This window comes from Brevibacterium sediminis (assembly GCF_024895295.1).
GTDB lineage: Bacteria > Actinomycetota > Actinomycetes > Actinomycetales > Brevibacteriaceae > Brevibacterium > Brevibacterium sediminis.
In genome coordinates, this window is the sequence record NZ_JAHQRN010000001.1 from 524,915 (window position 1) to 549,444 (window position 24,530).

23 protein-coding genes and 2 tRNA genes are annotated in these 24,530 nt (G+C 64.7%); 17 read left to right on the forward strand and 8 right to left on the reverse strand.

Features of this window, described 5'->3' with window-relative positions:
• Positions 1 to 85 precede the first annotated feature (85 nt).
• The 6 genes from KTJ89_RS02400 to KTJ89_RS02425 are packed head-to-tail and all read left to right on the forward strand — an operon-like array spanning position 86 to position 5,987.
• Positions 86 to 3,124, forward strand: coding sequence for a DUF4040 family protein (locus KTJ89_RS02400; RefSeq protein ID WP_172169280.1), 3,039 nt, complete (start codon positions 86 to 88; stop codon positions 3,122 to 3,124).
• Positions 3,121 to 3,453 (forward strand): sodium:proton antiporter, encoded by a 333-nt coding sequence (locus KTJ89_RS02405; RefSeq protein ID WP_139467048.1) that lies wholly within the window; start codon positions 3,121 to 3,123, stop codon positions 3,451 to 3,453. The genes KTJ89_RS02400 and KTJ89_RS02405 overlap by 4 nt, the downstream gene beginning before the upstream one ends.
• Positions 3,450 to 4,967 carry a monovalent cation/H+ antiporter subunit D family protein gene (locus tag KTJ89_RS02410; RefSeq protein WP_172169283.1) on the forward strand — a complete coding sequence of 506 codons (1,518 nt, stop codon included), beginning with the start codon at positions 3,450 to 3,452 and terminating at the stop codon, positions 4,965 to 4,967. Before KTJ89_RS02405 ends, KTJ89_RS02410 begins: the two co-directional genes overlap by 4 nt.
• Entirely contained in the window at positions 4,967 to 5,341 is a 375-nt protein-coding gene (locus tag KTJ89_RS02415) for a Na+/H+ antiporter subunit E (RefSeq protein ID WP_139467420.1), read from the forward strand. The genes KTJ89_RS02410 and KTJ89_RS02415 overlap by 1 nt, the downstream gene beginning before the upstream one ends.
• Positions 5,338 to 5,598, forward strand: a complete 261-nt coding sequence (locus KTJ89_RS02420) for a monovalent cation/H+ antiporter complex subunit F (RefSeq protein WP_139467051.1) — start codon at positions 5,338 to 5,340, stop codon at positions 5,596 to 5,598. Before KTJ89_RS02415 ends, KTJ89_RS02420 begins: the two co-directional genes overlap by 4 nt.
• A complete protein-coding gene (locus tag KTJ89_RS02425) occupies positions 5,598 to 5,987 on the forward strand; it encodes a cation:proton antiporter (RefSeq protein WP_101545629.1) in 390 nt (129 codons plus the stop codon). Before KTJ89_RS02420 ends, KTJ89_RS02425 begins: the two co-directional genes overlap by 1 nt.
• Before the next feature lie 45 nt (positions 5,988 to 6,032).
• Here KTJ89_RS02425 and KTJ89_RS02430 read toward each other — a convergent pair whose 3' ends face one another.
• A complete protein-coding gene (locus KTJ89_RS02430) occupies positions 6,033 to 6,755 on the reverse strand; it encodes an alpha-ketoglutarate-dependent dioxygenase AlkB family protein (RefSeq protein ID WP_139467053.1) in 723 nt (240 codons plus the stop codon).
• Between the two features lie 56 nt (positions 6,756 to 6,811).
• Here KTJ89_RS02430 and KTJ89_RS02435 point away from each other — a divergent pair, with 56 nt between their 5' ends.
• Positions 6,812 to 7,480 (forward strand): alpha/beta fold hydrolase, encoded by a 669-nt coding sequence (locus KTJ89_RS02435; protein ID WP_139907966.1) that lies wholly within the window; start codon positions 6,812 to 6,814, stop codon positions 7,478 to 7,480.
• Positions 7,481 to 7,548: 68 nt separating this feature from the next.
• On the opposite strand, the gene KTJ89_RS02440 is transcribed toward KTJ89_RS02435, so the two are convergent.
• Positions 7,549 to 8,760 (reverse strand): NAD(P)/FAD-dependent oxidoreductase, encoded by a 1,212-nt coding sequence (locus KTJ89_RS02440; RefSeq protein ID WP_139907967.1) that lies wholly within the window; start codon positions 8,758 to 8,760, stop codon positions 7,549 to 7,551.
• Positions 8,761 to 8,922: 162 nt separating this feature from the next.
• On the opposite strand from KTJ89_RS02440, the gene KTJ89_RS02445 reads away from it, so the two are divergent.
• The 4 genes from KTJ89_RS02445 (at position 8,923) to KTJ89_RS02460 (ending at position 12,269) form a co-directional block, all read left to right on the forward strand.
• Positions 8,923 to 8,995: transfer RNA gene (locus KTJ89_RS02445), tRNA-Ala, on the forward strand.
• A 117-nt stretch (positions 8,996 to 9,112) separates the two neighbouring features.
• Positions 9,113 to 9,469 (forward strand): DoxX family protein, encoded by a 357-nt coding sequence (locus KTJ89_RS02450; protein WP_229663912.1) that lies wholly within the window; start codon positions 9,113 to 9,115, stop codon positions 9,467 to 9,469.
• Positions 9,470 to 9,630: 161 nt separating this feature from the next.
• Positions 9,631 to 10,983, forward strand: a complete 1,353-nt coding sequence (locus KTJ89_RS02455; RefSeq protein WP_172169286.1) for a GH1 family beta-glucosidase — start codon at positions 9,631 to 9,633, stop codon at positions 10,981 to 10,983.
• A gap of 65 nt (positions 10,984 to 11,048) precedes the next feature.
• The gene (locus tag KTJ89_RS02460) at positions 11,049 to 12,269 is read left to right on the forward strand and encodes an MFS transporter (RefSeq protein WP_172169289.1); all 1,221 of its coding nucleotides are present in this window, start codon (positions 11,049 to 11,051) and stop codon (positions 12,267 to 12,269) included.
• Between the two features lie 35 nt (positions 12,270 to 12,304).
• On the opposite strand, the gene KTJ89_RS02465 is transcribed toward KTJ89_RS02460, so the two are convergent.
• The 4 genes from KTJ89_RS02465 to KTJ89_RS02480 form a co-directional block, all read right to left on the reverse strand.
• A complete protein-coding gene (locus tag KTJ89_RS02465; RefSeq protein ID WP_172169292.1) occupies positions 12,305 to 12,847 on the reverse strand; it encodes a YdeI/OmpD-associated family protein in 543 nt (180 codons plus the stop codon).
• Between the two features lie 112 nt (positions 12,848 to 12,959).
• Positions 12,960 to 14,489, reverse strand: coding sequence for a 3-hydroxyacyl-CoA dehydrogenase NAD-binding domain-containing protein (locus tag KTJ89_RS02470; protein ID WP_259356734.1), 1,530 nt, complete (start codon positions 14,487 to 14,489; stop codon positions 12,960 to 12,962).
• Complete coding sequence (locus tag KTJ89_RS02475; protein ID WP_172169299.1) at positions 14,486 to 15,397, reverse strand: beta-keto acid cleavage family enzyme; 912 nt, start codon at positions 15,395 to 15,397, stop codon at positions 14,486 to 14,488. Before KTJ89_RS02475 ends, KTJ89_RS02470 begins: the two co-directional genes overlap by 4 nt.
• Complete coding sequence (locus KTJ89_RS02480; RefSeq protein WP_259356735.1) at positions 15,394 to 16,326, reverse strand: TetR family transcriptional regulator C-terminal domain-containing protein; 933 nt, start codon at positions 16,324 to 16,326, stop codon at positions 15,394 to 15,396. The genes KTJ89_RS02475 and KTJ89_RS02480 overlap by 4 nt, the downstream gene beginning before the upstream one ends.
• 193 nt (positions 16,327 to 16,519) lie before the next feature.
• Between KTJ89_RS02480 and KTJ89_RS02485 the strand changes: the two genes are divergently transcribed.
• Positions 16,520 to 17,893 (forward strand): pyridoxal phosphate-dependent decarboxylase family protein, encoded by a 1,374-nt coding sequence (locus KTJ89_RS02485; protein ID WP_139907974.1) that lies wholly within the window; start codon positions 16,520 to 16,522, stop codon positions 17,891 to 17,893.
• A 70-nt stretch (positions 17,894 to 17,963) separates the two neighbouring features.
• Here KTJ89_RS02485 and yczE read toward each other — a convergent pair whose 3' ends face one another.
• Positions 17,964 to 18,659 (reverse strand): membrane protein YczE, encoded by a 696-nt coding sequence (gene yczE, locus KTJ89_RS02490; protein WP_139907975.1) that lies wholly within the window; start codon positions 18,657 to 18,659, stop codon positions 17,964 to 17,966.
• 108 nt (positions 18,660 to 18,767) lie between these two features.
• Between yczE and yczR the strand changes: the two genes are divergently transcribed.
• The 5 genes from yczR (at position 18,768) to KTJ89_RS02515 (ending at position 24,245) form a co-directional block, all read left to right on the forward strand.
• Complete coding sequence (gene yczR, locus KTJ89_RS02495) at positions 18,768 to 20,258, forward strand: MocR-like transcription factor YczR (RefSeq protein WP_139907976.1); 1,491 nt, start codon at positions 18,768 to 18,770, stop codon at positions 20,256 to 20,258.
• 41 nt (positions 20,259 to 20,299) lie between these two features.
• Positions 20,300 to 21,079, forward strand: coding sequence for a YggS family pyridoxal phosphate-dependent enzyme (locus KTJ89_RS02500; RefSeq protein ID WP_139467073.1), 780 nt, complete (start codon positions 20,300 to 20,302; stop codon positions 21,077 to 21,079).
• A gap of 14 nt (positions 21,080 to 21,093) precedes the next feature.
• Positions 21,094 to 22,119: an arsenic resistance protein gene (locus KTJ89_RS02505; RefSeq protein WP_172169308.1), complete on the forward strand. Its 1,026-nt coding sequence runs from the start codon at positions 21,094 to 21,096 to the stop codon at positions 22,117 to 22,119.
• 32 nt (positions 22,120 to 22,151) lie between these two features.
• Positions 22,152 to 23,609, forward strand: a complete 1,458-nt coding sequence (locus KTJ89_RS02510; protein ID WP_259356736.1) for a DNA-3-methyladenine glycosylase 2 family protein — start codon at positions 22,152 to 22,154, stop codon at positions 23,607 to 23,609.
• A 63-nt stretch (positions 23,610 to 23,672) separates the two neighbouring features.
• Positions 23,673 to 24,245 (forward strand): methylated-DNA--[protein]-cysteine S-methyltransferase, encoded by a 573-nt coding sequence (locus KTJ89_RS02515; RefSeq protein ID WP_310650269.1) that lies wholly within the window; start codon positions 23,673 to 23,675, stop codon positions 24,243 to 24,245.
• 103 nt (positions 24,246 to 24,348) lie between these two features.
• Here the strand turns inward: KTJ89_RS02515 and KTJ89_RS02520 are convergent.
• Positions 24,349 to 24,421 (reverse strand) — tRNA-Ala (locus tag KTJ89_RS02520).
• Positions 24,422 to 24,530 lie beyond the last annotated feature (109 nt).

The following is a 24,530-nucleotide window of genomic DNA, read 5'->3' on the forward strand; positions in this document are numbered from 1 at the left end:
GAAAGCCTGTGTCTATCAGTTTGCGCACGAAGGATCAGTGAGTGAAGGAACGATCACCTGTGCCCGCGGCCGTTGAGGCCCGGTCATGATCCTAACGCTAATCGCTCTGGCCGCACTCGTCGCACTCACCCCCGTTCTCACCCGTTCTGCGGGTCGGGAGAGCGGCTGGCCGCTGGCGATCGCCTATCTCGGCGTGGCAGCCCTGTTCACTCCCACCGCCGCCGAGGTGATGGCCGGGCGGAATCCGGAAGTCTCCTACTCCTGGATTCCCAGCTTCGGCGTCGACCTGGCGCTGCGCGCCGACGGAATCGGTGTCGTGTTCACCTATATCGCACTGATCATCGGTGCGGTCGTGTTCGTCTATTCGACGCGCTATCTCAGCCCTGCACGCAATACGAGCTTCTATTGGCTGATGGTGATCTTCACCTTCTCCATGGTCGCCCTTGTGTTGACCAACGATGTGCTCGTGCTGTTCGTGTGCTGGGAGCTGACGTCCCTGGCATCGTTCTTCCTCATCGCCCGGTCCGGATCCCCCGGGCAGGCACCGGCCCTGCGGACGATGTTCTTCACCTTCATCGGCGGCCTCAGCCTGCTGGTGGCCACCGGAGTGATCATCGCCGTGACGGGGACGACGAACCTCGCGGAGGCGATCAGCTCCCCGGTGTGGGCGGGCCAGCCCGAAGTCACGACGCTCGTGGCCCTCCTCGTCGGCGTTGCAGCCATGACGAAGTCGGCTCAGTTCCCTTTCCACCCATGGCTGCCCGATGCGATGGCCGCCGCCACCCCTGTTTCGGCTTATCTGCATGCCGCAGCCGTCGTCAAGGCCGGCATCTTCCTCATGCTCCGGTTCTCACCGACCTTCCACGCCACGCCGGCATGGAACGTCCTGCTCGTGACGGCAGGACTCCTCACTGCCTGCCTGGGCGGCTGGTTCGCGCTCAACCAACATGACGTGAAGAAGCTCATGGCCTATTCGACCGTGTCCCAACTCGGGCTCATCACCGCGGTCATCGGTGTCGGCACCGAGGCTGCGATCGCCGCCGCCACCCTCCACGTCATCGCGCATGCACTCTTCAAGTCCGGCCTGTTCATGATGGTCGGCGTCGTCGATCACCTCGCCGGCACCAGAGACCTCGCACGTATTCCGAAGCTCATGCGCACCGCCCCGGCGGCGTTCACGGTGATGATCATCGGCTGTGCGTCCATGGCCGGGATTCCGCCGCTGTTGGGATTCGTGTCCAAAGAGGCTCTGTTCACCGCGCTGGGGGAGACCCCGGGCGGGCCCTGGGCCGGCTGGGTGGCTCTGCTCGTCGCCGTGGGTGCCTCGGTGCTCACCTTCGCCTACTGCGCGAAGACGGTCTGGGGCAGCTTCATCGACGGCCGCGAACCCGAGGAGCGCCGCATCCACCGCGGTTCACCCGTCATGCTCATCGCAGCGGCCCTGCCGATCCTGACCTCGGTGCCCCTGAGCTTCGTCCTGTTCCTCTTCGACACCCTGCTCGACCAGGTGGTGCGGGCAGCGGTGCCGACAGCCTCGGAACACGTGCACCTGGCGCTGTGGCACGGGTTCAACATCGAACTGCTCGCCTCCGGGCTCATCATCGTCATCGGCGTGTTCATCATCCTCCGCCGATCACGAGTCTTCGTCTTCTTCCACAAAGCCACGCTGCCCTTCGACGGAGCCGATGTCATCGACTCACTGACGAAGACTCTCAAACGGCTGGGATACGGGCTCTCCGCTTTCGTCCGGCCGATGAACTCAGGGCCCTATCTCGCTCTGTCCCTGGGCGGACTGAGCGTGCTCGCAATCGGGGCCCTGCCTGTCGTCTTCGCCGAACTGCCGCCGCTGCAGGAGAACCTCAGCCGTCCGGTGGACATCATTCTGCTCATCCTCATCACCGTGGCTGTGCTCGTCCTCTGCACCTCGCACTCACGACTGACCACCGTTGTGGCGCTCTCGGCCATCGGCATCCTCGCCACCGTGCAGATCCTCGCTCTCGGCGCCCCCGACGTCACCCTGACACAGCTGCTCGTCGAAGCGATGACGATCATCGTCATCATGCTCGTGCTGCAGAAGCTGCCGCGCTCGTTCTGGAAGTACCCGAAGCGCAAGCAGACACCGCGTCTGCTCCTGGCGATCATCGTCGGCGCGAGCGTCGCCGGACTGACTCTGGCGCTCAACGGCCGTCGGGAACGCTCCGCCCTCGGCCAGTACTATCTCGACAAGGCTCCGGACATCAGCGGCGGAGACAACATCGTCAATACCATCCTCGTCGAATTCCGTGCACTCGACACCCTCGGTGAGCTGACCGTCCTCGGCATGGCCGGAATCGCCATCGTCGCGGTGATGTCGACGGTCAAGGACAAGTTCATCGACCCGCCGGCCGAGAACATCCCGGAACCGCCCAGGCCCCCGTGGGTGTCGATCCGCCCCAAAGGCACCACCGCATATCGAGCTGTCCACGAGGCGTGGCCGAACGTCATCCCTCTGCAGCTGACTCTGAAGGTTCTCGGGCCGCTGCTGGCGCTGAGCTCCCTGCTCATCTTCTGGCGCGGTCACAACTCCCCGGGAGGCGGATTCATCGCCGCCCTCGTCGGTTCCGCCGTCATCGGTCTGGCCTACCTGTCCACGCCGAAGGACCGGGCGCTCGGTCCGCCGCGTGCGCCGCTCTATCTCATCGGCTCCGGAGTCGCCACGGCGGTGGTCACAGGAATCATCGGTCTCCTGCTCGCCGGTTCGTTCCTCCAGCCCATGCACACGGAATTCGCCGGTCAGCATTGGACGACATCGATGCTCTTCGACGTCGGCGTCTACTTGGCGGTACTCGGCCTCATGCTGCTCTCGTTCAACCTCCTCGGCGTCTCGGACTCCGCGGCCACGCCAGCCGGAGACGATGTGCTCACCAACGGCATCATCCGCCGAGACGTCGAACGCACACGCGAACGTGCCGATGAGCTGCTCTACGGTGAGCTGAGCGGTCCGATGGAGGCCATCCGCGGGGAACGCCCCGAACGCAGCCGCCGCCGCGGCGTCGAAGCGTCCGGGGAGGCGAAGGTGCGCGCGAATTCGACGCATATCCTCCACGGGGACCCACCAGCCGACGGAGATGAGGAGGAAGCATGATCCTGGCACTGACGATCGGCGTCCTCACCACAGGCGGCGTCTACCTCATGATGCAGCGCTCCATGGTCCGGGGAGTCTTCGGTCTCACCCTCATCTCCCATGCCGCGAACTTCATCCTGCTCTCGGCTGGCGTCGGCGCGTGGAGAGGGGAACCTCTGGCCGGGCGCGGTGACCTCGCCGAGGCGGCCGATCCGCTGCCTCAGGCCTTCGTCCTCACCGCCATCGTCATCACCTTGGCGGTGACCATCTTCATGCTCGCGCTGGCCGTGCTCGGCCACGATGACGATCAGAAACGCAATCCCGAGACAGGGGAGGAGCGCGACTCATGAACTCCGCACTGCTCCTCCTGCTCATCGGCATCCCGCTCCTGGCCTCGGCCCTGAGCGTGCTCATCACCTCACGCACCTTCGACCGGCTGCTCCTGCTCGCCGTTCCTGTGCTCGTCGGCGGCAGCGGCATCGTCCTGCTCGGGGTGCACGCCTCGACCCCGGTGATCGCCCATTCGGTCGGTGACTATGTGCCCGGCCTGGCGATCGTGTTCGTCTCGGACACGTTCACCGCGCTCATGCTCGTGCTCACCTCGCTCGTAGCGCTCGTCAGCAGCCTGTTCCTCATCTCCACCGGAGAGGACCAGTACAGATTCGTCCCGGCCCTCATCCTGATGATGCTCACCGGCGTCTACGGTGCGCTGCTGACCGGTGATCTGTTCAACTTCTTCGTCTTCGTCGAAGTGATGATGCTGCCCGCTTACGCTCTCATCGCCGTCACCGGCACCTGGCGCAGGCTCGGCATCGGACGTCTCTACGTCATGGTCAACCTGCTGACCTCGACGATGCTGCTCATCGGTGTCGGGTTCGTCTACGGAGCCACCGGAACCGTCAACCTCGCCGTCCTGGCAGATCAGGGCCGCCCGACCGGACAGGCCGCGATCGCTCTGGGCGTGGTGCTGCTCTCCCTGTTCGTCAAGGCCGGCGGCGCGCCCTTCCACGGGTGGCTCGTCCTCTCCTATCCGAACACCTCGGCGGGCATGATGTCACTGTTCTCCGGTCTGCATTCGAAGGTCGGGCTCTATGCGATCTATCGCATCTACACCACCGTCTACGGTGAACCTGCCCCGTGGGCGACCGTCATCCTCATCGTCGCGGTGGCCAGCATCCTCATCGGTGCGATCTCCGGATTCGGGCAGGTGCGGGTGCGCAACGTGCTCGGATTCCAGATGACGGCCGGTGTGGGCCATATCCTCATCGGCGTCACACTGCTGACTTCGGCGGCTCTCGGTGCCGGTGCCTTCTACATGATGCACCACATGATCACGATGGCAGGCCTCCTGCTCATCATGGGTGCCGTCGAACAGACCTACGGCACCGGTTCCTTCCGCAAGCTCTCGGGCCTCGCCTCACGAGAGCGGTGGGCGACCGTCCTCATGATCCTCGGACTCTTCTCACTCGTCGGTCTGCCGCCGACCTCGGGACTGTGGGGCAAGGTCGGACTCGTCAGGGCCTCCACGGACACAGGCGGCGGCTTCGGATGGGTCCTGGTCGCCGTCATCGTCGCGGGCGCACTGATCAGTCTGCTGGCGCTTCAGCGCACCTGGCGCAACACCTTCTGGGGACCGCCGATGCAGACGTACCGTCCCGACTCGGCTGAGACCGGGCGTGCCCCGGCCGAACCGATCACGCGCAGCGTGCGCATCCCGGGCCGACTGCTGGTGCCCGCCACGATCATGATCGGGCTGTCCGTTGCGCTCTTCTGCTTCCCGGAGCCTCTGCTCGCCCTCACACATCGGGCAGCCGAAGGTCTGCTCGATCACAGTGACTACATCGAGGCGGTGATGGCACCGTGATGCGAGTCATCCACGGCATCTCATACGTCGGCTTCATCGTCTGGGCGATCATCACGGGCTCGGCGACCATCATCTCCCGACTCTTCCGCAGCGACTACGCCCAGCCGATGATCGTCGAACTGCCGATGCGCTGCGCCACCGACCTCGAAGTCACGCTCTTCGCATCGTCGATCACCATCACTCCCGGCACCCTGGTGACAGCGATCGCCGCCGGCACGTCGACGACCCCGCCGGTGATCTTCGTCCATGCTCTGTTCGAGGAGTCGGAGGAATCCGCTCTCGACGGACTCATCGATATGGAATCCCGACTGCTGTCCATGACCCGCGGACGAGCACCGGGGCCACACGCCGATCCGCAGGGAGGCCGTCCGTGATCGTCATCGCAAGCATCTGTGCGGTCATCCTCGCCGCCGCCATCATCATCGGCCTCATCCGCGTGCTCACTGCTCGCGATCAGGGCTCACGCGCGGTGGTCTCGGACCTCATCTACTTCTCGGCGATCGCCATCGTCACCATGCTCGGCATCACCGTGTCCTCGTCGATCGTCCTCGATGTGATCTTCCTGTCGTCCATGGTGGGCATCCTCGCCACGATCGCTCTGTCCCGAATCCTCACGAGGGGGCACCGCTGATGAATGAAGCACTTGCCACGACCCTCGTCGGGATCTTCGGAATCACCGGCTCCCTGCTGCTGCTCGGCTCCGCTCTGGCGATGTTCAGGGTCCGTGATGCCCTGTCTCGGATCAATGTGTTCTCTCCGGCCACCGGACTGGGTATGCCGTTCATCGTCATCGCGGCCTTCATCTACGACCTCTACGCGTCCGGGTTCTCCTGGAGTTCGCTGATCATGGCGGTCATCGCCGTGCTGTGCCTGATCATCGTGTCCTCGGTTGCGAGCAACACCCTGGCCAGGTCGGCGGTGCTCTCCGGACAGCCGGTATTCCGGAAGACGTCACCGAATCGGCTGGCAGCGCCGCCCGAAGGGGTTGTCGACATCGACCCCGACGCGAAGGACTCCTGAGCCGACTCAGTCAGTCGGGTCTGCCCGGCCATTGATCACGTGAGCTCAGTTCCGTCCGGTCGTGCGCATCGTGATGTTGATCCTGCCCCCGCCGAGGTGGTTCAGTCGTCCCGCATCCGGTGCAGTTCCCGGCTGGATCGACCTGACCCCGTGGTAGGCGAAGCGGGCAGGGCCGCCGAAGACGAAGGCGTCACCCGAGGCCAACCGCAGATCCTCGAAGGGACGGTTACGTGTCTCCGTGTTCCCGAACCGGAAGAGGCAAGTATCGCCCAATGACAAGGAGACGACAGGAGCAGGGTCGAATTCGTCCTTGTCTTGGTGCATACCCATCTTCGCGTGCTCGTCGTAGTAGTTCACGAGGGCCACATCCGGGTGGTAGTCGGCGGGGTCGAATCCCCACGCGGCGGCTGTACCCGGGGCGAGATCCGGTGCAGCCTCGACGACCGCTGCTGTGGACTGCAGAACCTGGCGGCCCAGACGGGTCATCCAATCGGGGAAGGGCAGCACCACCTTGTCGTTGACGTCGACGGCGCGGCGGTCGTAGCGCCCGGGCTGCCAATGCCAGCCCAGCCCGATCGTCGTGACACTCATCGGATGCCCTGCGATCGTCGTCGCATGGGGAGGAACCGGACCGGACTGCCAATCGGCATAGCGGGCGATGATCCACTGCTGCGCCTCGGCGCTGAGGAAACCCGGTACCCAGACCGCGCCGGGGGCGACGATTCTCGGTCGGCGGTCGAAGGCCTCATCGGCGAAGAGCGAATCCATGTCTACCAGGATGCCAGAGCGGGATCTAGAATGATCACGAGACCCGAGGAGACGCGATGAACGCAGCCAACACGCAATTGATCTTCCTCCACGGCGCCGGTGAGCGCGCCGATGTCTGGGACGACGTCATCGCCGAACTGCCGGCCGATTGGTCGTGCAACGCCATCGACCTCGGCGAACTCGGCGTCATCGACGACGGAATGTTCGACTTGTCCGACGCCGCGGATCGAGTTCTACAGAGGATCGAAGCGGAGCAGTCGACAGTGGTCTGCGGACTCTCTCTCGGTGCGATGGTGGCGACGGTGGTCGCGGCTCGAGCCGACCCCGGCGCACTCGACGCGCTGATTCTCTCCGGTGGACAGGTGAGGCCGCCGAAGTGGATGATGCGCCTGCAATGGCAGATCTCCATCCGACTGCCGGAACGGGCATTCGCCGCATACGGTTCGACGAAGTCCGAGACCTTGGCCATGTACGCGGCGGTCGAAGCCGCCGATCTGCGGGACCGCCTCGGCGAGGTGAGGGTGCCGACTGCAGTGTGGTGCGGAACGCGGGACATCGCGAACAGGCCTGCGGCCAGGGAGTTGGCGGAAGGCATCGACGGAGCCGAACTCCGGTTCGTCCCCGGGATGGGCCATGACTGGCACCGCAGTCATCCGGCGGCTTTCGCAGCGCACCTGCGCGAATTCCTCTCTGCCACGTCGGCACGCACGCCGCGGGGCCGGTGACATTCGGTCACCGGCCCCGCGGAGTCGACGATGGATCGCCGATCCGTCCGACTCGGACGTTCTCGGACTCAGAGTTCGCCGACCGGCACCTGTTCGTCGGCGAGACGGTCGGCGCTGACTTCCTTGCCGATGAGGGCGCGGAGCTCGTCGCCGTAGTCCCAGACATTGACGTTCATGGCCGCGGTGACCTTGCCGGCTCGGTGCCAGAACACGATGAATTCGCCGCTGGACTTGTCGCCGCGGATGACGACGTCGTCCTCGGATTCGCCTTGACCGACGTATTCCATGCCGAGGTCGAACTGGTCGGTGTAGAAATACGGCTGCCAGTCGTAGGTCTTGGTCCCGCCGCTGATCGTCGAGGCTGCGACCTCGGCCTGGCGAACTGCATTGTCCCAGTGCTCGACGCGCAGACGTTCACCGCGCAGAACGTTCTTCGCATTCGCGATATCGCCGATGGCAAAGATGCTGCCATCAGAGGTGCGCATCTGTTCGTCGACGATCACGCCGTTCTCGGTCGTCAAACCCGCCGAGGTGGCCAGATCGACGGCGGGATCCGCGCCGATTCCGATGACGACGAGATCGGCGGGTACACTTCCGGCAGACGTTTCGACGGCCTCGACAGCGGAGTCACCGGTGAAGGCTGTCGTGTCCGCGTTCTTGAGGAAGTTCACTCCGTTCTTTCGGTGCAGGTCTTCGAAGTACTCTCCGAGCTCCTGCCCGAGGACACCGGAGAGCGGGGGAGCATCGGTGTGGAGGATGACCGTGACATCGCAGCCGTGAGACTTCGCTGCGGCCGCAACTTCGAGGCCGATCCAGCCGCCGCCGATGATCGCGACCTTCTTGCCCTCACCGAACTGGGACCGGATGGCCACGGCATCCCCGGCGTCGCGGAGAGTGTGGATATTGCCCAGTTGAGCGCCGGGGACATCAAGAGTTCGGGGCACCGATCCGGTCGCGAGGATCACCTGACCATAGGACAGGTCACCGCCGTTGTCGAGAGTAAGGGTCTGAGCATCTGTGTCGACCGCGGTCACCGAGGTGCCGAAGAACGTCTCGACGTCGTGGGCCGAGTACCAGTCTTCTCCTCGGAGGGCCGAGTCGGCGGGATCCGAACCCTCGATCATCACCTTCTTCGACAGATCCGGGCGGTAGTACGGAGCCGCGGGATCGGTGCCGACGAGCGCGATCCGAGCGGTGTAACCGGCATCCCGCAGCGATTCGACCACGGTGCCTCCTGCCAGGCCTGCGCCGATGACGACTGTTCCGAATTCTTCTGCCATTGTCGGTCCTTTCGTAGAGGGGACTCTCGTTCGACTGTACTCGCCGAGTTCAAGTGGCTCCACCGAGCCCGCCCCAGGTGACACACTGTGCCTCACGAGGTCCCATACCGCTCGTGCGATTTTGATCAAGGGCAGGGGGCAGGCGTAAGCTGAAGTCGAAAAGGGGCTATAGCTCAGTTGGTAGAGCGTCTCGTTCGCAATGAGAAGGTCAGGGGTTCGATTCCCCTTAGCTCCACACATCTCTCCGTCGACTCGTTCGATGCCGAATATTGCGTTGTGGACCTCATGCAATCGAAGCCGGACGCCGGGTCAGGCGGCGCGTCGAAGCGAGCAGAGTCAGGACGGACGTGGAATGGACACGAAGACGGCGACCATGACCGGCGTCCTGGGCCTTGCCGGGGTTGCCCATTTCGCCCGACCCAAGCTCTTCGACTCCATCGTCCCGCCTCGGTTGGGCAATCCACGTTTCTGGACCATAGCCAGCGGCGTCGCCGAACTCGGTTGTGCAGGGCTGTTGGCCAACCCGGCCACCCGGCGCCTCGGCGGTGTCGCTTCTGCCGCGCTCATGGTCGGCGTCTTCCCGGCCAACATCTACACAGTGGTCAAGCAGTGGGACAATCCGAAGGGCCGAGCCATCGCCTGTGCGAGACTGCCTCTGCAGATCCCGCTCGTGTGGGCATCGGCGGCGATTGCCGCTGAATCCGACTGATTCTCCTCCTGCACACCCGAACCTCCTGCCGCGATCAGTCCTGAGCTGACCGTTCGCGACGCCCCCTGCGCGCCGCCCGTCCTCCTCGCAGAGTGAAGACCTGGCTGCAAGGTTCCGGATCATCTGTTGCAGGCCCTCACCAACCGTGACATATTCGACTCATGGTGGGGAATCTTCCAAGCAATGTCGAGACTTTGGCCGGAATGCACTTCTCTGCGGCCACAGCTGCCTTCCAGATCGAAGGGGCGCGCAGCGCAGATGGTCGCGGCCGCAGCATCTGGGATGACTTCGTTGACACGCCCGGTAACATCATCGACGGCAGCACTGCCGAACCGGGTCCCGACAGCTACCACCGCCTCGATGACGATATCGCGATGCTTGCCGACCTCGGTGTCGACCGGTACCGGTTCTCCATCTCCTGGACCCGTGTCATTCCGAATGCCGGGACGGACGCCTCGGTGAATTCGGCGGGGCTCGACTACTACGACCGCCTTGTCGACGGACTCCTCGCCGCCGGGATCACACCCGAACCGACGCTCTACCACTGGGACCTGCCGGTCGCACTCGAGGCGAACGGCGGATGGCTCAACCGCGACACAGCCCACCGCTTCGGTGACTATACGCAAGTGGTAGCCGGTCGCCTCGGTGACCGCGTTCGTCATTGGTACACGATCAACGAACCCGCATCGACATCGCTGCAGGGCTATGCGCTGGGGGAACTGGCCCCCGGGCGTACTCTGCTCTTCGACTCTCTGCCCACGGTCCACCACCAGCTGCTGGCCCACGGGATCGCCGCTCCCATTCTGCGCGGGCACGGCGCAGTTCAAGCGGTGCCGACGCTCAACCACAGTCTCGTCCTCCCCGCTTCCGAGTCTGCCGACGACCATGCTGCGGCCGACCTGCTCGATGCGATTCACAACCGCCTCTTCACTGACCCGCTGCTCACGGGACGATATCCCGACCTCAGCCCCTTCGGCGTCGAGCTGCCGGTGGCCGACGGCGATATGGACCTCATCTCCGCACCAAACGAGGTCTACGGCTTCAACTACTACAATCCGACCACGGTCCGTGCCTCGGCAGGACCGGTGCCGTTCGAGATGGTGCCCACACCCGGGGCGCCCGTGACCGGGTTCGGTCCCATGTGGCCGATCCGACCGGACACGATGCGCGACTTCCTCATCGACATGGGTCGACGCTACGGGACCGCACTGCCGCCGATCATCATCACCGAGAACGGAGCCTCGTTCCCCGAACCCGACACCACCGATACGGAGATCATTGATTCCGAGCGGATCGACTATCTGCGTGACCACCTCGGCGCGGTGAGTGAAGCGAAGGCAGCAGGTGTGCGCATCGACGGGTACACCGTCTGGTCGCTGTTGGACAATTTCGAATGGGCCGAAGGATGGAGCCAGCGCTTCGGCCTCGTACATGTCGATATGAACACCGGAACGCGGACACCGAAGGCGTCCTTTCGCTGGTATCGGGATCTCATCTCCGCGGTTCGGCCATGAGCGCGGTCAGCCCTCCGCCTCACCCAGGCGGCTCCGTTTCGCGAGTACGTGTATCGATTGGGTGGATGGTGTGGTTCACACTCGCCTGGTTGGCGATCTGGACGGTTCAGCTGACACCGATCCAACTCCTCCTGCCACTTCAGCTCGACACTCAGAGCGGACACTGGATCGACGGAGTCGTCTGGTCCGGACTCGTCCTCTCGGCCGGCGGCCTGGCAGGTATCGCTGCCGCCCCCGTGGCCGGTCGGCTCTCTGACCGCACCCGTTCGCGGTACGGTCGGAGACGTCCTTGGGCGATCGGAGGATCGGTGCTCGCCGCACTCGGTCTCGTCCTCACCGGCAGCGCGGAAGGACCCCTGCTGGTCGGGGCGGCGTGGGTGGTCACCTCGGTCGGCGTATCCGTGGCTTCTTCGGCGCTGACTGCACTCATCGCCGATCAGCTCGATGACCAGCGCGGTGCAGCGTCCGCTGCGGCCAGCTCGGCTCAAGCCGTCGGCGTCGTCGTCGGCGTCGCCACAATCGTGCTGCTCGGCCTGAGCGCCGGCGCATCCTATGCGGTGCTGGCCTGCTTCATCCTCGTCATCGGCACGGTCACTGCGCTGCTGCTGCCCGATCCGCCGCTGCCGCATGCCGCCGTGCTCGAGTTCCATGCCCGTCGTGATCTCATTCGGCCGCGGGTATCCTCACTTGTCGACCCGAGCTTCACCCGCCTGCTCCTCAGTCGCTTCATCGTCAACGTCGGCAATTCGTTCGGAACGTCGCTGCTGCTGTTCTTCCTGCTCTACGGGATCATGATCCCCGCCGCCGACGCCGAGAACCGCCTGCTCATCCTCATCGTCATCTACACGGTCTTCGTGGTGGCGGCCTCGATCCTCGTCGGCATGGTCACGGACAGACGAGGCAGCCGACGCTTCTGGACAGTCATCGCCGCACTCGTCCAGGCCTGTTCGGGAATCATCATCCTCATCAGCCCGAACTTCACCATGACAGCAGTGGCGGCCGGAGTCATGGGTGCCGGATACGGAGCCTACATGGCGGTCAGTCTCGCCCTGGCCACGGACCTTCTGCTCGACCCGGACGACCATGCTCGCGACCTCAGTCTCGTCAACAGTTCCGCGAACCTCGGCCAGCTGATCGGTCCGCTCCTGGGCGCCGGGCTCGTTGCCTTGGTCGGTGGGTTCTGGCTGCTCTTCGCGGCCGCCGCGGTCGTCTCCGTGCTTGGAGCAGGACTGACGCTGACTGTGCACCCCTCACGTGCCGTGCTGCGGGCTCCGCAGCCGGACTGAAGCTCATCCGACTCGTCGGTCGGATGAGCTCTGGCTCAGGCCAGCCCGAGCAGCTTTCCGCTCTTCGACAGTTCCGGGTCCGTACATGAGGACAGATCGAAGCAGCAGGGACGACGTTTGCCGGACTCGAGCTTCGAGATTGCGACGTCGACACGGCGTGCCCGTGTATCGGCGTTCTTCGTCGACTTGATCCAGCGCACCCATTCCCACCGGGCCATCGGCGTGAGTCCGGCCCAGACATCGTCGAGATCACCGGCACCGTCGAGCGCCGCACGGAGGTCTGAGGGAACCGTCACCTCCGGCCAGTTCTTCGTCGGCGTCAGGCCGACCTCGATCCCCGCTCCTTCTCTCTTCCCAAGCTTCTCCCACTGGTCGTCATCGAGACTGATCCAATGACCGCGACGTCCGTCGGGTTCGATGACAGTGCTGAAATCGGTGCCATCGAGGGTGCCCGTGACTGCGACCTGGCCGCGTGAGGGCAGCTGATCGCTGGCGTCCTGAGGCAGGCGCAGAATCGGCCGGTCGAAGAGCAGCTCGGCGTTCGCAGTGAAAGTGACGTCGGCAGTCGTGGCGGTCATGGTGACTCCTCAAAGTACGGATGCTCGGGTCGGGACACTCGGCTTCTGTTGATCCAATGACTTTCAGAATAGCGGCACGAGACGGTGCCGGCTTCTTGATTCCTGACGTACTTCAGCCGACCGCCCGACCGACCCAATCCGGGCGCTCCATGTCGATCTGTGAGATCCGATCCGCCACTGTGTCCGGGAAGGGCACGACTCGGTCCTCCGCCTGGTCGACGTGGAGGCCCATGATCTCCTCGGTCGATACGAGCCGCTCATCGACGTACATCTCATAGGCCAGGTGCAGCTTCTTCTCAGCAGCACTCACGAGGTGGGGGACGACGGTGATCCTGTCGCCGAGGGCCGCCTCGTCGAGGTAGCGGATATGGGATTCGACGGTGTACAGGGACGCCTTCGCGCTTTCCCGGTAGGCGGCATCGAGACCGAGCTGATCCATCACCTGATCGGTGGCGAAACCGAACACGAGGACGTAGAAGGCTTCTGACATGTGCCCGTTGTAATCGATCCACTCGGACACGACTTCGGTGCTGTATGACCCGAGTGTCGTCGCCGAGGCGACCCTTGACATCGGTGCGGACGTCGGGGGAGCAGCAGAGGAGGGAGGAGCGCCTGCCACGCCGTCCGCAGACTCACCGTCACCGGAGTCTGCCGTGGTGGTGGCCAACTGGTCGGTGAGCCGACGCAGGGCGATGATTCCGGCATCACGATGCGCCACGAGGTCGGCGATGGAGCGGTCACCGGCCTCGATATCGCAGCCGGCCACGACATCATCACGCAGCCGTTGACTGAGCTCCGGAGCGGTCAGCCGCGTCCACGGAGACTTCAGCGAGGGGCCGAAATGGTCGAGCATATGCGCCATTCCGCCCTCGCCGCCGGCGAGGTGGAAGGTGAGCATCGGCCCCTGGAACGGCCACCGCAGACCAGGGCCGTCGGTGATCGAGCGGTCGATCTGCTCGACCGTGGCCTCGCCCTGCTCGACCATGTACAGGGCCTCGCGCCACTGAGCCTCCTGCAGTCGGTTGGCAATGAAACCGGGGACTTCGCGGTCCATGCGGATGACGGATTTGCCGATATGGCTGAAGAAGTCGGCGGCCCAGTCGACGGCGGCAGCCGACGTGGACCGGCCGCCGACGACCTCGACCAAGGGGATGAGGTAGGGCGGGTTGAATGGGTGGCCGACGACGAGGCGCTCGGGGTGGGCCGCCTCGGTGGCCATTTCGGTCATGCTGTATCCCGAGGTCGACGAGCTGACGACGATATTCGGCGGGCACACCTCGTCGATCTGGGCGAGCAGTCCGCGCTTGAGGGCGAGGTCCTCGGGTGCGGACTCCTGGACGAATCCGGTGCCGGCGACCGCCTCGGCGAGGTCGGTGTGGATCGACCAGGCGGTGCGGTCGGCTGACTCGACCATGTCGAGTTCGGCCAGGGCCGGCCAAGCCGCATCGAGGAGGCGCGCGAATTTCTCGCCGGCGTCTGGAGCCGGGTCCCAGATCTTCACCCGGTAGCCCTGTGCGAGGAAGTATGCGGCCCAGCCGCCGCCGATCGTTCCAGCGCCGACGCAGGTGATGGTGTCGATGGCGTCGAAGCCGAGGAACTCCGGCGTGTCGGGAAGGGGCGTGGCGGGGGTGGAATCGTTCACAGATCGCCTCCGGTGATGGTCGGTGTCTGCACGCGCAGATCGAGGATCTCGCGGGCCTCGTCAGGAGTGGCGACTGATGCACCGAGATCGGTGATGATGTCGACGGCACGAGCGGTGAGATCGGCGTTCGTGGCCTTGACGCCCTTGGACATGTAGAGGTTGTCCTCGAGTCCCACGCGGGCATGACCACCGGCGAGCACGGAGTGGGCCACCCACGGCAGCTGGTTGGCACCGATGGCAAATGACGTGAACTGCGCACCTTTGGGCAGCATGTTCACCATTGCAGCCAAGAGGCCAGGATCGGCCGGAGCACCGTAAGGGATGCCCATGCACAGCTGGTACAGGGGCGGGGCGTCGATGAGTCCCTCCTCGACCAGCACATTGGCGAACCACAGATTGCCGGTGTCGAAGATCTCCATTTCGGGACGCACTCCCAGAGTCTGGATGCGCTTCGACCCTTCGCGCAGCATGTCGGGGGTCGAGACATAGAGGTTCGAACCTTCGCCGAAGTTGAGGCTGCCGCAGTCGATCGTGCAGATCTCGGGCAGCAGCTCCTCGACGTGGGGGAGTCGGTCCAGGGCGTTGATGAGATCGGTGCCCGGCATCGTGGTCAGCGGATCCTGCGGATCGATGACGAGGTCGCCGCCCATCCCGGCGGTGAGGTTGATGACCGGGTCGACGTCGGAGGCGCGGATGCTGCGAACCACTTCGCGGTAGTAGGCGACTTCGCGCGAACCCTGTTTCGTCTCGAGGTCGCGGACGTGGATGTGGACCACCGACGCCCCGGCGCGGGCCGCCGCAATGGCATCGTTCGCAATCTCTTCGGGGCTGACGGGAACGTGTTCGCTCTTGCCGGTGGTGTCCCCGGCTCCTGTGACGGCACAGGTGAGGATGACCTTGCGGTTCATGATGACTCCTTCAGTCGATCGGCGGTTGTAGCGGTTGTGGGTTCTGTGGGATGCATGATGGCGCGATCGAGGTAGGAGCGCAGACGCCGGGAGAAGGTCTCGGTGTCCATCACCCCGGTGAGCACCTTGATTCCGAGTCCGTCGAGGAGGGAGGTGAGCTCGTCGGCCATGGCACGTGGATCACCGCCACGGAAGCAGCCGGTGCGCTGACCGTCCTCGAGCGTCGTCTGGACGGTGCGCGACCAGCGTTCGTAGCTGAGCGGATAGTTCGACAGAGCCGAACCTTCGAGGGCCATTCGAGTCCACGTCTGCAGCCAGATCGACCATTCGCCGCGTTCCGTGCGTCCCAGTGGGGACTGCAGCTTCAACAGACTTTCTAGTCTCTGCGCGGGGTCCGCGATGTCGTCAAGCCACGCGATCTGACGGTCGAAGGCGAGTTTGACCGAATAGTCGAGAGCGGCATCGAAGAGCTCGGATTTGTTGGCGAAGTAGTAATGGATGCTCGGCGCCGAGACCCCGGACGCCGCCGCGATATCGGCGATGCGCACCGCGTCGAAGCCGTACCGGCCGAACAGCGTCCACGCCGCCTCGGCGATCGTGCGTCTCGGGTTGGCGTCGTCGTCGCTGACTGCCGCGGCTGCTGGGTTCGGCGGAAGCGCGGAGACCTGGGACTCGTCGCCGAGCAGCCACCGGACGGTCACACCTGTGGCGGTGGCCACGCCGAGGAGCTCATCGGCGGTGAAGCGGCGGCGACCTGACAGCGCCTTGGACAGCTTCGTCTCGTCGATGCCGATCACAGAGGCGATCTTGCGCTGCTTCAATCCGGACCGCCGGATGGCGTCTCGGACGCGGAGTCCGGTGGCCTCGGAGCCCTTGCCGATTGTGCCGCGGGAATGATCCCCGGCTTCGGTCGTCTGCCCTCCTGTCATGGTGCCGAACCTACCTCAGCAACAAGTCGGCTCGCAAGTAAATATGAATACGAGTCAGAACTTGCGATTAGTGATCATGGAGAGGAATTCGTGTCGATCCGAACCGTCCGAGGCACCACAAATCGGTTCTATGCGGTTAGTCTCGTTATCGGTGGGCGATCCCCATCACCATCGACCGCGCCGAGGAGCACCCATGACCGACAGTCTTCATTCCCGCATGCACGTTGTCTCCGATGAGACCCGAAACCTCGTGAATCTCGTGCTCGAGTACTCGCGTCGTCGGACTCTGGCCGAGGACACTCCGCTCGACCATCCGACCTCGGAAGCTGAGCTGCGTCGACTGGCCGGCCCCACCGTCACCGAGGAGGGGCTGGGATCAGCTCGGGCGCTGGCGATCTTCGAGCACATCTTTGCTCCGGCCTGTATCTCCACCGACCATCCGAAGTACCTGTCGTTCATCCCCAGCGCTCCCACGAAGGCGGCTGTCGCCTTCGACCTGGTCGTCTCCGCCAGTGCTCTCTACGGCGGTTCGTGGCTCGAAGGTGCCGGAGTCGTCCATGCAGAGAACGAAGTCCTGCGCTGGCTGGCGGGAGAGTTCGGGCTGCCCGCTGGAGCCGGGGGAGTCTTCGTCCAAGGAGGTACGATCGGCAACCTCTCAGCTCTCGTCGCCGCCCGCAACGCACAGAAGGAGAAGCTCGGTGAGACTCGGCCGGGACGCTGGGTGATCGTGTGCAGCGCCGAAGCCCACTCCTCGGTCGCCTCCGCAGCCGAGGTCATGGATGTCGATGTCGCCCCGGTGGCCACCGGCGAGGACGGGATCCTGCGTCCCGACGGCGTGCGTGAGGCCCTGCTCGAACACGGGGACGCCGTGATCGCGGTGGTCGCCACCTCGGGGACGACGAACTTCGGCACCATCGATGACATCGCCGGCATCGCCGCTCTCAAGGACGAGTTCGACTTCTGGCTCCACATCGACGGCGCCTACGGTCTGGCCGCGATGCTCTCGCCGCAGGCACGCCACAAGTTCGCCGGAGTGGAGAAGGCCGATTCGCTCATCGTCGACCCTCACAAATGGCTCTTCGCTCCCTTCGACGCCTGTGCGCTCATCTACCGCGATCCGAATTCGGGGAGGCGAGCGCACACGCAGAAGGCCGAATATCTCGATACGCTCACCGACGCTCAGGATTGGAGCCCCTCGGACTTCGCCATCCAGCTGACACGGCGACCGCGTGGGCTGCCGCTGTGGTATTCGCTGGCCAGCTATGGTGCCGAAACGTATCGGGAGGCGATCGGCCATTCGATCGATCTGGCGCGTGAGATCGCCACGGAGATCAAGCATCGAGAGCATCTGCGGCTCGTGCGCGAACCCGAACTCTCGGTCGTCGTGTTCGAACGCGACGGTTGGCAGCGGTCGGATTATGACGCATGGTCGGATCGTCTGCTCGAGGACCAGCGCGCTTTCGTCGTCCCGAGCTCGCACCAGGGGCGGCCGAATGCCAGGTTCGCGATCGTCAATCCGCTGACGACGTTCGACGATCTCACCGACATCCTCGATTCGATGGAGTGAATGGATGCGTTCGATCCGTCCTTCACTGAGGTCCTCGATCTTCTGAGGGCCCCGCAGAGGTGACGGTCGCTCAGTCTTCGGGTGCATCCTCGGCGGCGGTCGTCGGCTTCGACCGGGGACGGAGTTCGACGGTGAAGGCGGGAAGCAGAGCCTGGGTGATCGGGCCGATCCCCAAGGCATAGAGGACTGTGCCGACCCCGACGACTCCGCCGAGAAGCCAGCCCACGGCGACGACGCTGACTTCGATGAGGGTGCGCACCAGTCGGATCGAGCGTCCGGTCACGCGGGAGAGCCCGGTCATCAGCCCATCGCGGGGGCCCGGCCCGAATTGGGAGCCGATGTACATCGCCGAGGCGGCCCCGTTGAGGACGACGCCCGTGACCATGAGAGAGATGTTCCACCCGAGTTCTTCGGGCCGGGGCAGGAACAGGCGGGTGAGGTCGAGCGCCGGCCCGACGAGGAGGGCATTGAGAATCGTGCCGATCCCCGGCTGCTGGCGCAGCGGGATCCAGATGAGGAGTACGAGGAACGCGAGAATCGTGATGATGGTGCCGAAGGTCAGCGGCACGTGATTCTGAATGCCGGAGTGGAGGACGTCCCACGGCATCATGCCCAAGCCCGCGTTGACCATCATTGCCATCGAGGCACCGAAGAGGTAGAGGCCGAGGATCAGCTGGGGGAGACGCCGCCACAGCCGTCCGCCGCGCAGCTGTGCGATGGGACCGACGTTGGCCAGCTGACGCCTCGAGGCTCTCATCTTCGTCATGTGGTGGCTTTCTGAGGGTTGCGATCAGAGGGACAATTCCATCATGACCGAAATTGGACTTGTGCGATATAGCCACTTGCTGGAAAGTGGTCCCATGAGGTCAGAACCATGAGCACACCGGTCCTGGGAGCCAAACGACTCATCGGCATCATCGGAGACGGACCGTGGAAGGCGCCCGCATACGAATCGCTGGCCGCCGCAGTGGCCGCGGCGATCACCGACGGACGACTCCCGGTCGGCACGAGGCTGCCGAGCGAACGCGAACTCGCAGCCGCCTCCGGTCTCTCGCGCACGACGACGGGACGAGCGTACGCTCAGCTGCGGGAACAGGAATACATCCTCACTCGCCGAGGCTCCGGCAGCACCGTTCAGCTGCCCAGCGTCCCGGGCGGCCGCATCGACCACCTGCTCTCACCTGCCGGCGGCGACGAGTCGGAGGTCGATCTCACGTGCACCGCTCCGGTCGCACCTCCGGATATCCTCGACGCCTACGACCGGGCACTGTCACGTTTGGGTGCCTACCTGCCCGGCACCGGGTATTATCCTTCCGGGCTACCGGTGCTGCGGGAGATCATCGCCGATCGCTATACCCGGCGCGGCGCCCCGACCGACCCCGATCAGATTCTCATCACCTCCGGGGCACTCGGCGGTGCGGCCATCGCCGTCCGCGCCCTCCTCGACGTCGAACCCGATGAGTCCGCGCGCCGAGGCGGGGCACGGTCGACCTCGCGGGTGCTCATCGAAAGCCCCACCTATCCGAATGCGATCGCCACACTCGAAGGCGCGGGCGCCGCTCTCGTGACCTACCCCCTCGAGTTCGGAACTCAGGGGCACCATTGGGACATCGACGCCATGGAGCAGCTGATGGGACAGACACGTCCGCGCAGCGCCTATCTCATCCCCGACTTCCACAATCCGACCGGCGCACTGCTGCCCGAAGCCCAGCGCAGTGAGCTCGCGGAGGCTCTTCGTCGGCATCGAGTCGTCCCCGTCTTCGACGAATCCCTCGTCGAACTGGAACTCGAGGACGGCAGGATGGCCACTCCGATGTCCGCGCTGATCACGGACGCGGTGACAGTGGGCAGTGTGAGCAAGATCTATTGGGGAGGTCTGCGCATCGGATGGATGCGCATTCCCCGCCACCGGATCGGTCATTTCGCGTCCTCCCGGCTCGGACTCGACCTGGGAGCACCGGTCCTCGAACAGCTCGTCACGGTCGAACTCATGAGCAATCACGATGCTGTCGTCGCCGACTGCCGCTCCCGGCTCAGAGCCGCCCGAGACCTGCTCGCCGCACAGGTGAGGTCATGGCTGCCAGAGTGGAAGCTCATCGTCCCCTCCGGTGGAATGGCGCTGTGGGCCGAACTGCCGGAGGCACGTTCCGGGGTACTCTCGATCGCCGCGAGAAACCATGGTCTCCGCCTCGTCGCAGGACCGAACTTCGCCCCCGCCGGTGGACTCGATCGGTGGGTGCGCCTGCCCTATACGGTGACGGAGAGCGAACTGCAGCATGTGGGGCCGCGACTGGCCGCAGCCTGGGAGGAAGCCAAATCGATGACCGGACGTGGACCGACCGACCGGGCCCGCATCGTGGCGTGAACATCGCGGGCACGCAGGGAAAACCTGAGTACGATGACCGTATGGGAGACGACAGCGGACTCAGTCACGATGGGCAGTACTCGACGGCGACGACCGTCGGGGAGTTCCGAGCCAATATCGCCGAGGTGAAGCGCCGGATCGCCGCTGCCGCCGAGCGCGCCGGCCGGGACCGCGCCGACATCGAGCTGCTTCCAGTGAGCAAGACCGTACCCCAGGAACGCATCCGCCTCGCCGTTGCCGCCGGTTGTGCGAAGTTGGGTGAGAACAAGGTTCAGGAGGCCCACCGCAAATCCGAGGAGATGGCCGACCTCGACATCGATTGGGCTGTGATCGGGCACCTCCAGTCGAATAAAGCCAAGGACGTGGCGAAGTTCGCCAGCGAATTCCAGGCGCTCGACCGACTCAAGGTCGCCAGAGCCCTCGACCGTCGACTCGAAGCGGAAGGACGCAGCCTCGACGTGTATGTCCAGGTCAACACCTCCTCTGAGGACTCCAAATTCGGCATGCCGCCGGAAGAGCTCCTCGACTTCCTCAAGGAGGTGCGAGCCTTCGAGACTCTCAAGGTCCAGGGACTGATGACTTTGGCAGTCTTCTCTTCGGATATCGACCGTGTCCGTCCCTGCTTCCAGCTTCTGCGCGGTCTGCGCGACCAGGTTCGCGAAACCGATCCTGACCTTCTCGGCCTGGGGCGGCTGTCGATGGGCATGTCTGGTGACTTCGAAGTGGCCATCGAAGAGGGCGCAGACTGCGTCCGTGTGGGGCAGGCCATCTTCGGTCGACGAGCGCTGCCGGACTCCCACTACTGGCCCGAAGCCGACTGAACGGCCGACCGGCTGTGCCTCCTTCCCACCCGGAGTCCGGACGTGACAAGCCATCGGCTCAGACGAGTTCGGACGCCGTTCGGCGCCCCTCGACGCAGACGCTCTGGTGGTTCGGCGGTGCCGTGCTCGGCGTCATCCTCGGTGCGGGAATCTCCGGATTCGCCGCTCTGGCCGAAACCGCCCTGACGTCGTGCCTCATCGCTCTGCTCTTCCTCACGTTCCTCGACATCCCTTTCGAAACGGGATTGCGTGCGGTTCGCGATCTGCCTCTTCTTGCTGTGACGGCGGCCTTGAACTTCCTCATCGTCCCGCTGGTCGTCGCCGGTCTCATATCGGTCTTCGACATCGCTGATCCGCTGCTGCCGGCTGTGCTCATCGTGCTGCTGTGTCCCTGCATCGACTACGTCATAGCGTTCACACGTGCTGCAGGAGGCGCCGCCGATCGCCTGCTGATGCTCACTCCCATGCTCATGATCGCTCAGCTGCTGTTGCTGCCCGTGATGCTGTGGGCGGTCACCGGAGGGCGGCTGAGCATCGATCTGCCTGTTCGTCCGCTCGTCGGCGCGCTGGTGCTGTTCATCATCATTCCTCTTACGGCCGCCGTCGTCGTTCGTCGACTTGCCCGCCGGACGCCACGATTGGGCCGGCCCCTCGCCGCGAGCGCACGTCTGATGGATCCGGTCATGACGCTGACGCTGCTCGTCATCACTGCCTCGGTCACCCCGAGGATCGCCCATTCCGCCGGACAGTTGGGGACCGTGGCCGTCGTCTTCGCAGTCTTCGCTGTCGTGATGACCACGATCGGGTGGGGCGTCACGCGGGCTCTGCACGTCGGTCCGCGGCGATCACGTGCTGTGATCCTCTCCGCCGTCACGCGCAATTCCCTGGTCATGCTTCCGATCGTTCGTGCGATCACCGGGGAGGGCATCGGTCCAGCGGGGGTCGTGACGCAGACCCTCATCGAGCTTCTTGTTCTGATCGTCCTCGTCCGCGTCCTGCCTCGTCTGGTGCCGGCCACTGCCGTGGCCGAAAACCGCTAGTAATCGTTCTCCTCGGGGCGGACAATGGAACTATGTTCACCTCCGATCAGTGTTATCAGGCAGTCACTTCCCGTGACCGACGCTTCGATGGAATGTTCTTCACCGCGGTGCGCACCACCGGGATCTTCTGCCGTCCGTCGTGTCCGGCGAGGACTCCGCGGCGGGAGAACGTGGACTTCTTCGTCACGGCCGCGGCCGCGGCAGACGCCGGTTTTCGGGCCTGCCGACGGTGCCGCCCGGATGCCAGTCCGAATTCGCCGCAGTGGGACACCCGCGGAGACGTCGTGGCCCGAGCCATGCGCCTCATCCGCGACGGTGCCGTCGACCGCGGAGGAGTCTCAACCCTCGCCGCCGAACTCGGGTACAGCACTCGCCAACTCGGGCGCCTCATCCACGCCGAGCTCGGTGCCGGACCTCTGGCGCTGGCTCGCACCGAAAGGGTACGCACTGCCAGGACACTCATCGAGGCCACCTCGATGCCGATGAGCGAGATCGCCTTCGCCGCCGGCTTCTCCAGTATCCGACAGTTCAACGATACCTTCCGAACGATGTATTCGATCAGCCCACGACAGCTGCGCAGAGACGGTGCCGAACATTCGGTGACCGACGAAGTCGTACTCCGATTGGCGTATCGCCCGCCGTTCGACTTCGCGCATCTGCTGGGGTACTTCGAGGCACGAGCCGTTGCCGGGATCGAAAATGTCTCGGACGGCGCCTACACCCGGTCGATGCGGCTGGCTCACGGTCCCGCCGTGATCACGGTGCGGCAAGGGCACGGGGACTTCGTTGACTGCCGTCTCCGCCTGGCCGACACCCGCGACCTCGGCAGCACCGTCGCACGAGTCCGGCGCCTCCTCGACCTCGATGCCGACCCCGAGGCGATCGCCCATACACTGCGGTCGGCGGGCCTGCGCCGCCTCGTCGACGACCATCCAGGACTTCGTTCACCGGGCCACAGCGACCCCGTCGAACTGGCTCTGCGGACAGTCCTCGGACAGCAGATCTCCTTGGCCGCCGCCCGCACCCATCTGGAACGCCTCGTCGCAGGTGTTGGAGAATCACTGCCGGAGGAGCTGAGCTTCGGCGGAGTCGACAGGGTCTTTCCCACCGCCGAGGCGATCGCCGCTGTCCCCGCATCCGAATGGGCGTTGCCTTCGAGTCGGATCAGGACGATTCAGACACTGTCGCAGGCGTTGGCCGAGGGCAGTGTGGACCTCGGCGCGGGCAGCGACCGCGAGGAAGCGAGCCGGAATCTGCTGGCACTGCCCGGAATCGGTCCGTGGAGCAACGGCTATATCCGGATGCGCGCCCTCGGAGATCCCGACGTCTTCATGGACTCCGACCTCGGCGTGAAGAAGACCATCGCCGATCTCGACGCGAGTTCAGCGGCACCTGTCGATTGGAAACAGGTCGCCATGAACTGCAGTCCCTGGCGCTCCTACCTCACCCACCTGCTGTGGGCACATCACGCCCGCAGCCCAGCAGCCTGACCGACCGAGACCGAGCAACGAATGATTCTGCCCATGACTCACCGACACGAAGGACGCGCAGACATGACCACGCCGACAACGACCCAACCCGACACCGCACGGAAGTTCACCGCTGCCATGGAGCTGCCGACCGCCTCGGCGCCGGTATATACGACGATCCTCGATACGGACCTAGGACCGATCCTGCTCACCTCCGACGGAGTCCATCTCACTGGTCTCTATCTCGAGGTCTCCGAGGCGATCGATGCTCGACTCGACAGAACGTTCGGAGTCGAACCGACTCCGGAAGACGACCTGGAGATCTTCCACCGCGCCGAGGCACAGCTGGGGGAGTACCTTTCAGGCCAGCGCACACAGTTCGATCTGCCCTTGGCGGCGAAGGGAACGGAATTCCAACGCTCGGTGTGGCAGGCGCTGACGCAGATTCCGTTTGGCAGCACAGCAGGTTACGGTGAGCTGGCCGAGATGCTGGGAAGACCCGGTGCGGCGCGTGCTGTGGGGGCCGCCAACGGAAAGAACCCTATCAGCATCATCGTGCCCTGCCACCGAGTCATCGGAGCGGACGGATCCCTGACCGGCTACGCATGGGGAGAGGGAAAGAAACGCACCTTGCTCACCCTGGAAACCCGCCCCTAATTACTACCTGACGGCGGCCCAGCAACCTCGCGCCAGGTTGCTGGGCCGCCGTCAGGTAGCAAGAAGGGCGAGGATCCTTGTTTGGATCCCCGCCCTTCAGCGGTGGAGGTAAGGGGATTCGAACCCCTGACCTTCTCCATGCCATGGAGACGCGCTACCAACTGCGCCATACCCCCGCTTGCTTGATCAATATTACCCACGTGTGGGTGAGAGACCAAATCGGCGGAGAGTGACGCTCGCCACAAGGGCGGGAATACTGGAACCCCGTGTTCAGGCACTGATCGG

What these genes read in the sequence shown, in the direction of transcription:
- KTJ89_RS02415 (WP_139467420.1), top strand. Translation starts at nt 4,967, where the DNA reads ATGCGAGTCATCCACGGCATCTCATACGTCGGCTTCATCGTCTGGGCG.
- KTJ89_RS02425 (WP_101545629.1), top strand. Translation starts at nt 5,598, where the DNA reads ATGAATGAAGCACTTGCCACGACCCTCGTCGGGATCTTCGGAATCACC.
- KTJ89_RS02460 (WP_172169289.1), top strand. Translation starts at nt 11,049, where the DNA reads ATGGTGTGGTTCACACTCGCCTGGTTGGCGATCTGGACGGTTCAGCTG.
- KTJ89_RS02485 (WP_139907974.1), top strand. Translation starts at nt 16,520, where the DNA reads ATGACCGACAGTCTTCATTCCCGCATGCACGTTGTCTCCGATGAGACC.
- KTJ89_RS02440 (WP_139907967.1), bottom strand. Translation starts at nt 8,760, where the DNA reads ATGGCAGAAGAATTCGGAACAGTCGTCATCGGCGCAGGCCTGGCAGGA.
- KTJ89_RS02480 (WP_259356735.1), bottom strand. Translation starts at nt 16,326, where the DNA reads ATGACAGGAGGGCAGACGACCGAAGCCGGGGATCATTCCCGCGGCACA.
- KTJ89_RS02475 (WP_172169299.1), bottom strand. Translation starts at nt 15,397, where the DNA reads ATGAACCGCAAGGTCATCCTCACCTGTGCCGTCACAGGAGCCGGGGAC.
- yczR (WP_139907976.1), top strand. Translation starts at nt 18,768, where the DNA reads ATGAGCACACCGGTCCTGGGAGCCAAACGACTCATCGGCATCATCGGA.
- KTJ89_RS02410 (WP_172169283.1), top strand. Translation starts at nt 3,450, where the DNA reads ATGAACTCCGCACTGCTCCTCCTGCTCATCGGCATCCCGCTCCTGGCC.
- KTJ89_RS02515 (WP_310650269.1), top strand. Translation starts at nt 23,673, where the DNA reads ATGACCACGCCGACAACGACCCAACCCGACACCGCACGGAAGTTCACC.
- KTJ89_RS02450 (WP_229663912.1), top strand. Translation starts at nt 9,113, where the DNA reads ATGGACACGAAGACGGCGACCATGACCGGCGTCCTGGGCCTTGCCGGG.
- KTJ89_RS02435 (WP_139907966.1), top strand. Translation starts at nt 6,812, where the DNA reads ATGAACGCAGCCAACACGCAATTGATCTTCCTCCACGGCGCCGGTGAG.
- KTJ89_RS02405 (WP_139467048.1), top strand. Translation starts at nt 3,121, where the DNA reads ATGATCCTGGCACTGACGATCGGCGTCCTCACCACAGGCGGCGTCTAC.
- KTJ89_RS02455 (WP_172169286.1), top strand. Translation starts at nt 9,631, where the DNA reads ATGGTGGGGAATCTTCCAAGCAATGTCGAGACTTTGGCCGGAATGCAC.
- KTJ89_RS02465 (WP_172169292.1), bottom strand. Translation starts at nt 12,847, where the DNA reads ATGACCGCCACGACTGCCGACGTCACTTTCACTGCGAACGCCGAGCTG.
- KTJ89_RS02430 (WP_139467053.1), bottom strand. Translation starts at nt 6,755, where the DNA reads ATGGATTCGCTCTTCGCCGATGAGGCCTTCGACCGCCGACCGAGAATC.
- KTJ89_RS02510 (WP_259356736.1), top strand. Translation starts at nt 22,152, where the DNA reads ATGTTCACCTCCGATCAGTGTTATCAGGCAGTCACTTCCCGTGACCGA.
- KTJ89_RS02500 (WP_139467073.1), top strand. Translation starts at nt 20,300, where the DNA reads ATGGGAGACGACAGCGGACTCAGTCACGATGGGCAGTACTCGACGGCG.
- yczE (WP_139907975.1), bottom strand. Translation starts at nt 18,659, where the DNA reads ATGACGAAGATGAGAGCCTCGAGGCGTCAGCTGGCCAACGTCGGTCCC.
- KTJ89_RS02400 (WP_172169280.1), top strand. Translation starts at nt 86, where the DNA reads ATGATCCTAACGCTAATCGCTCTGGCCGCACTCGTCGCACTCACCCCC.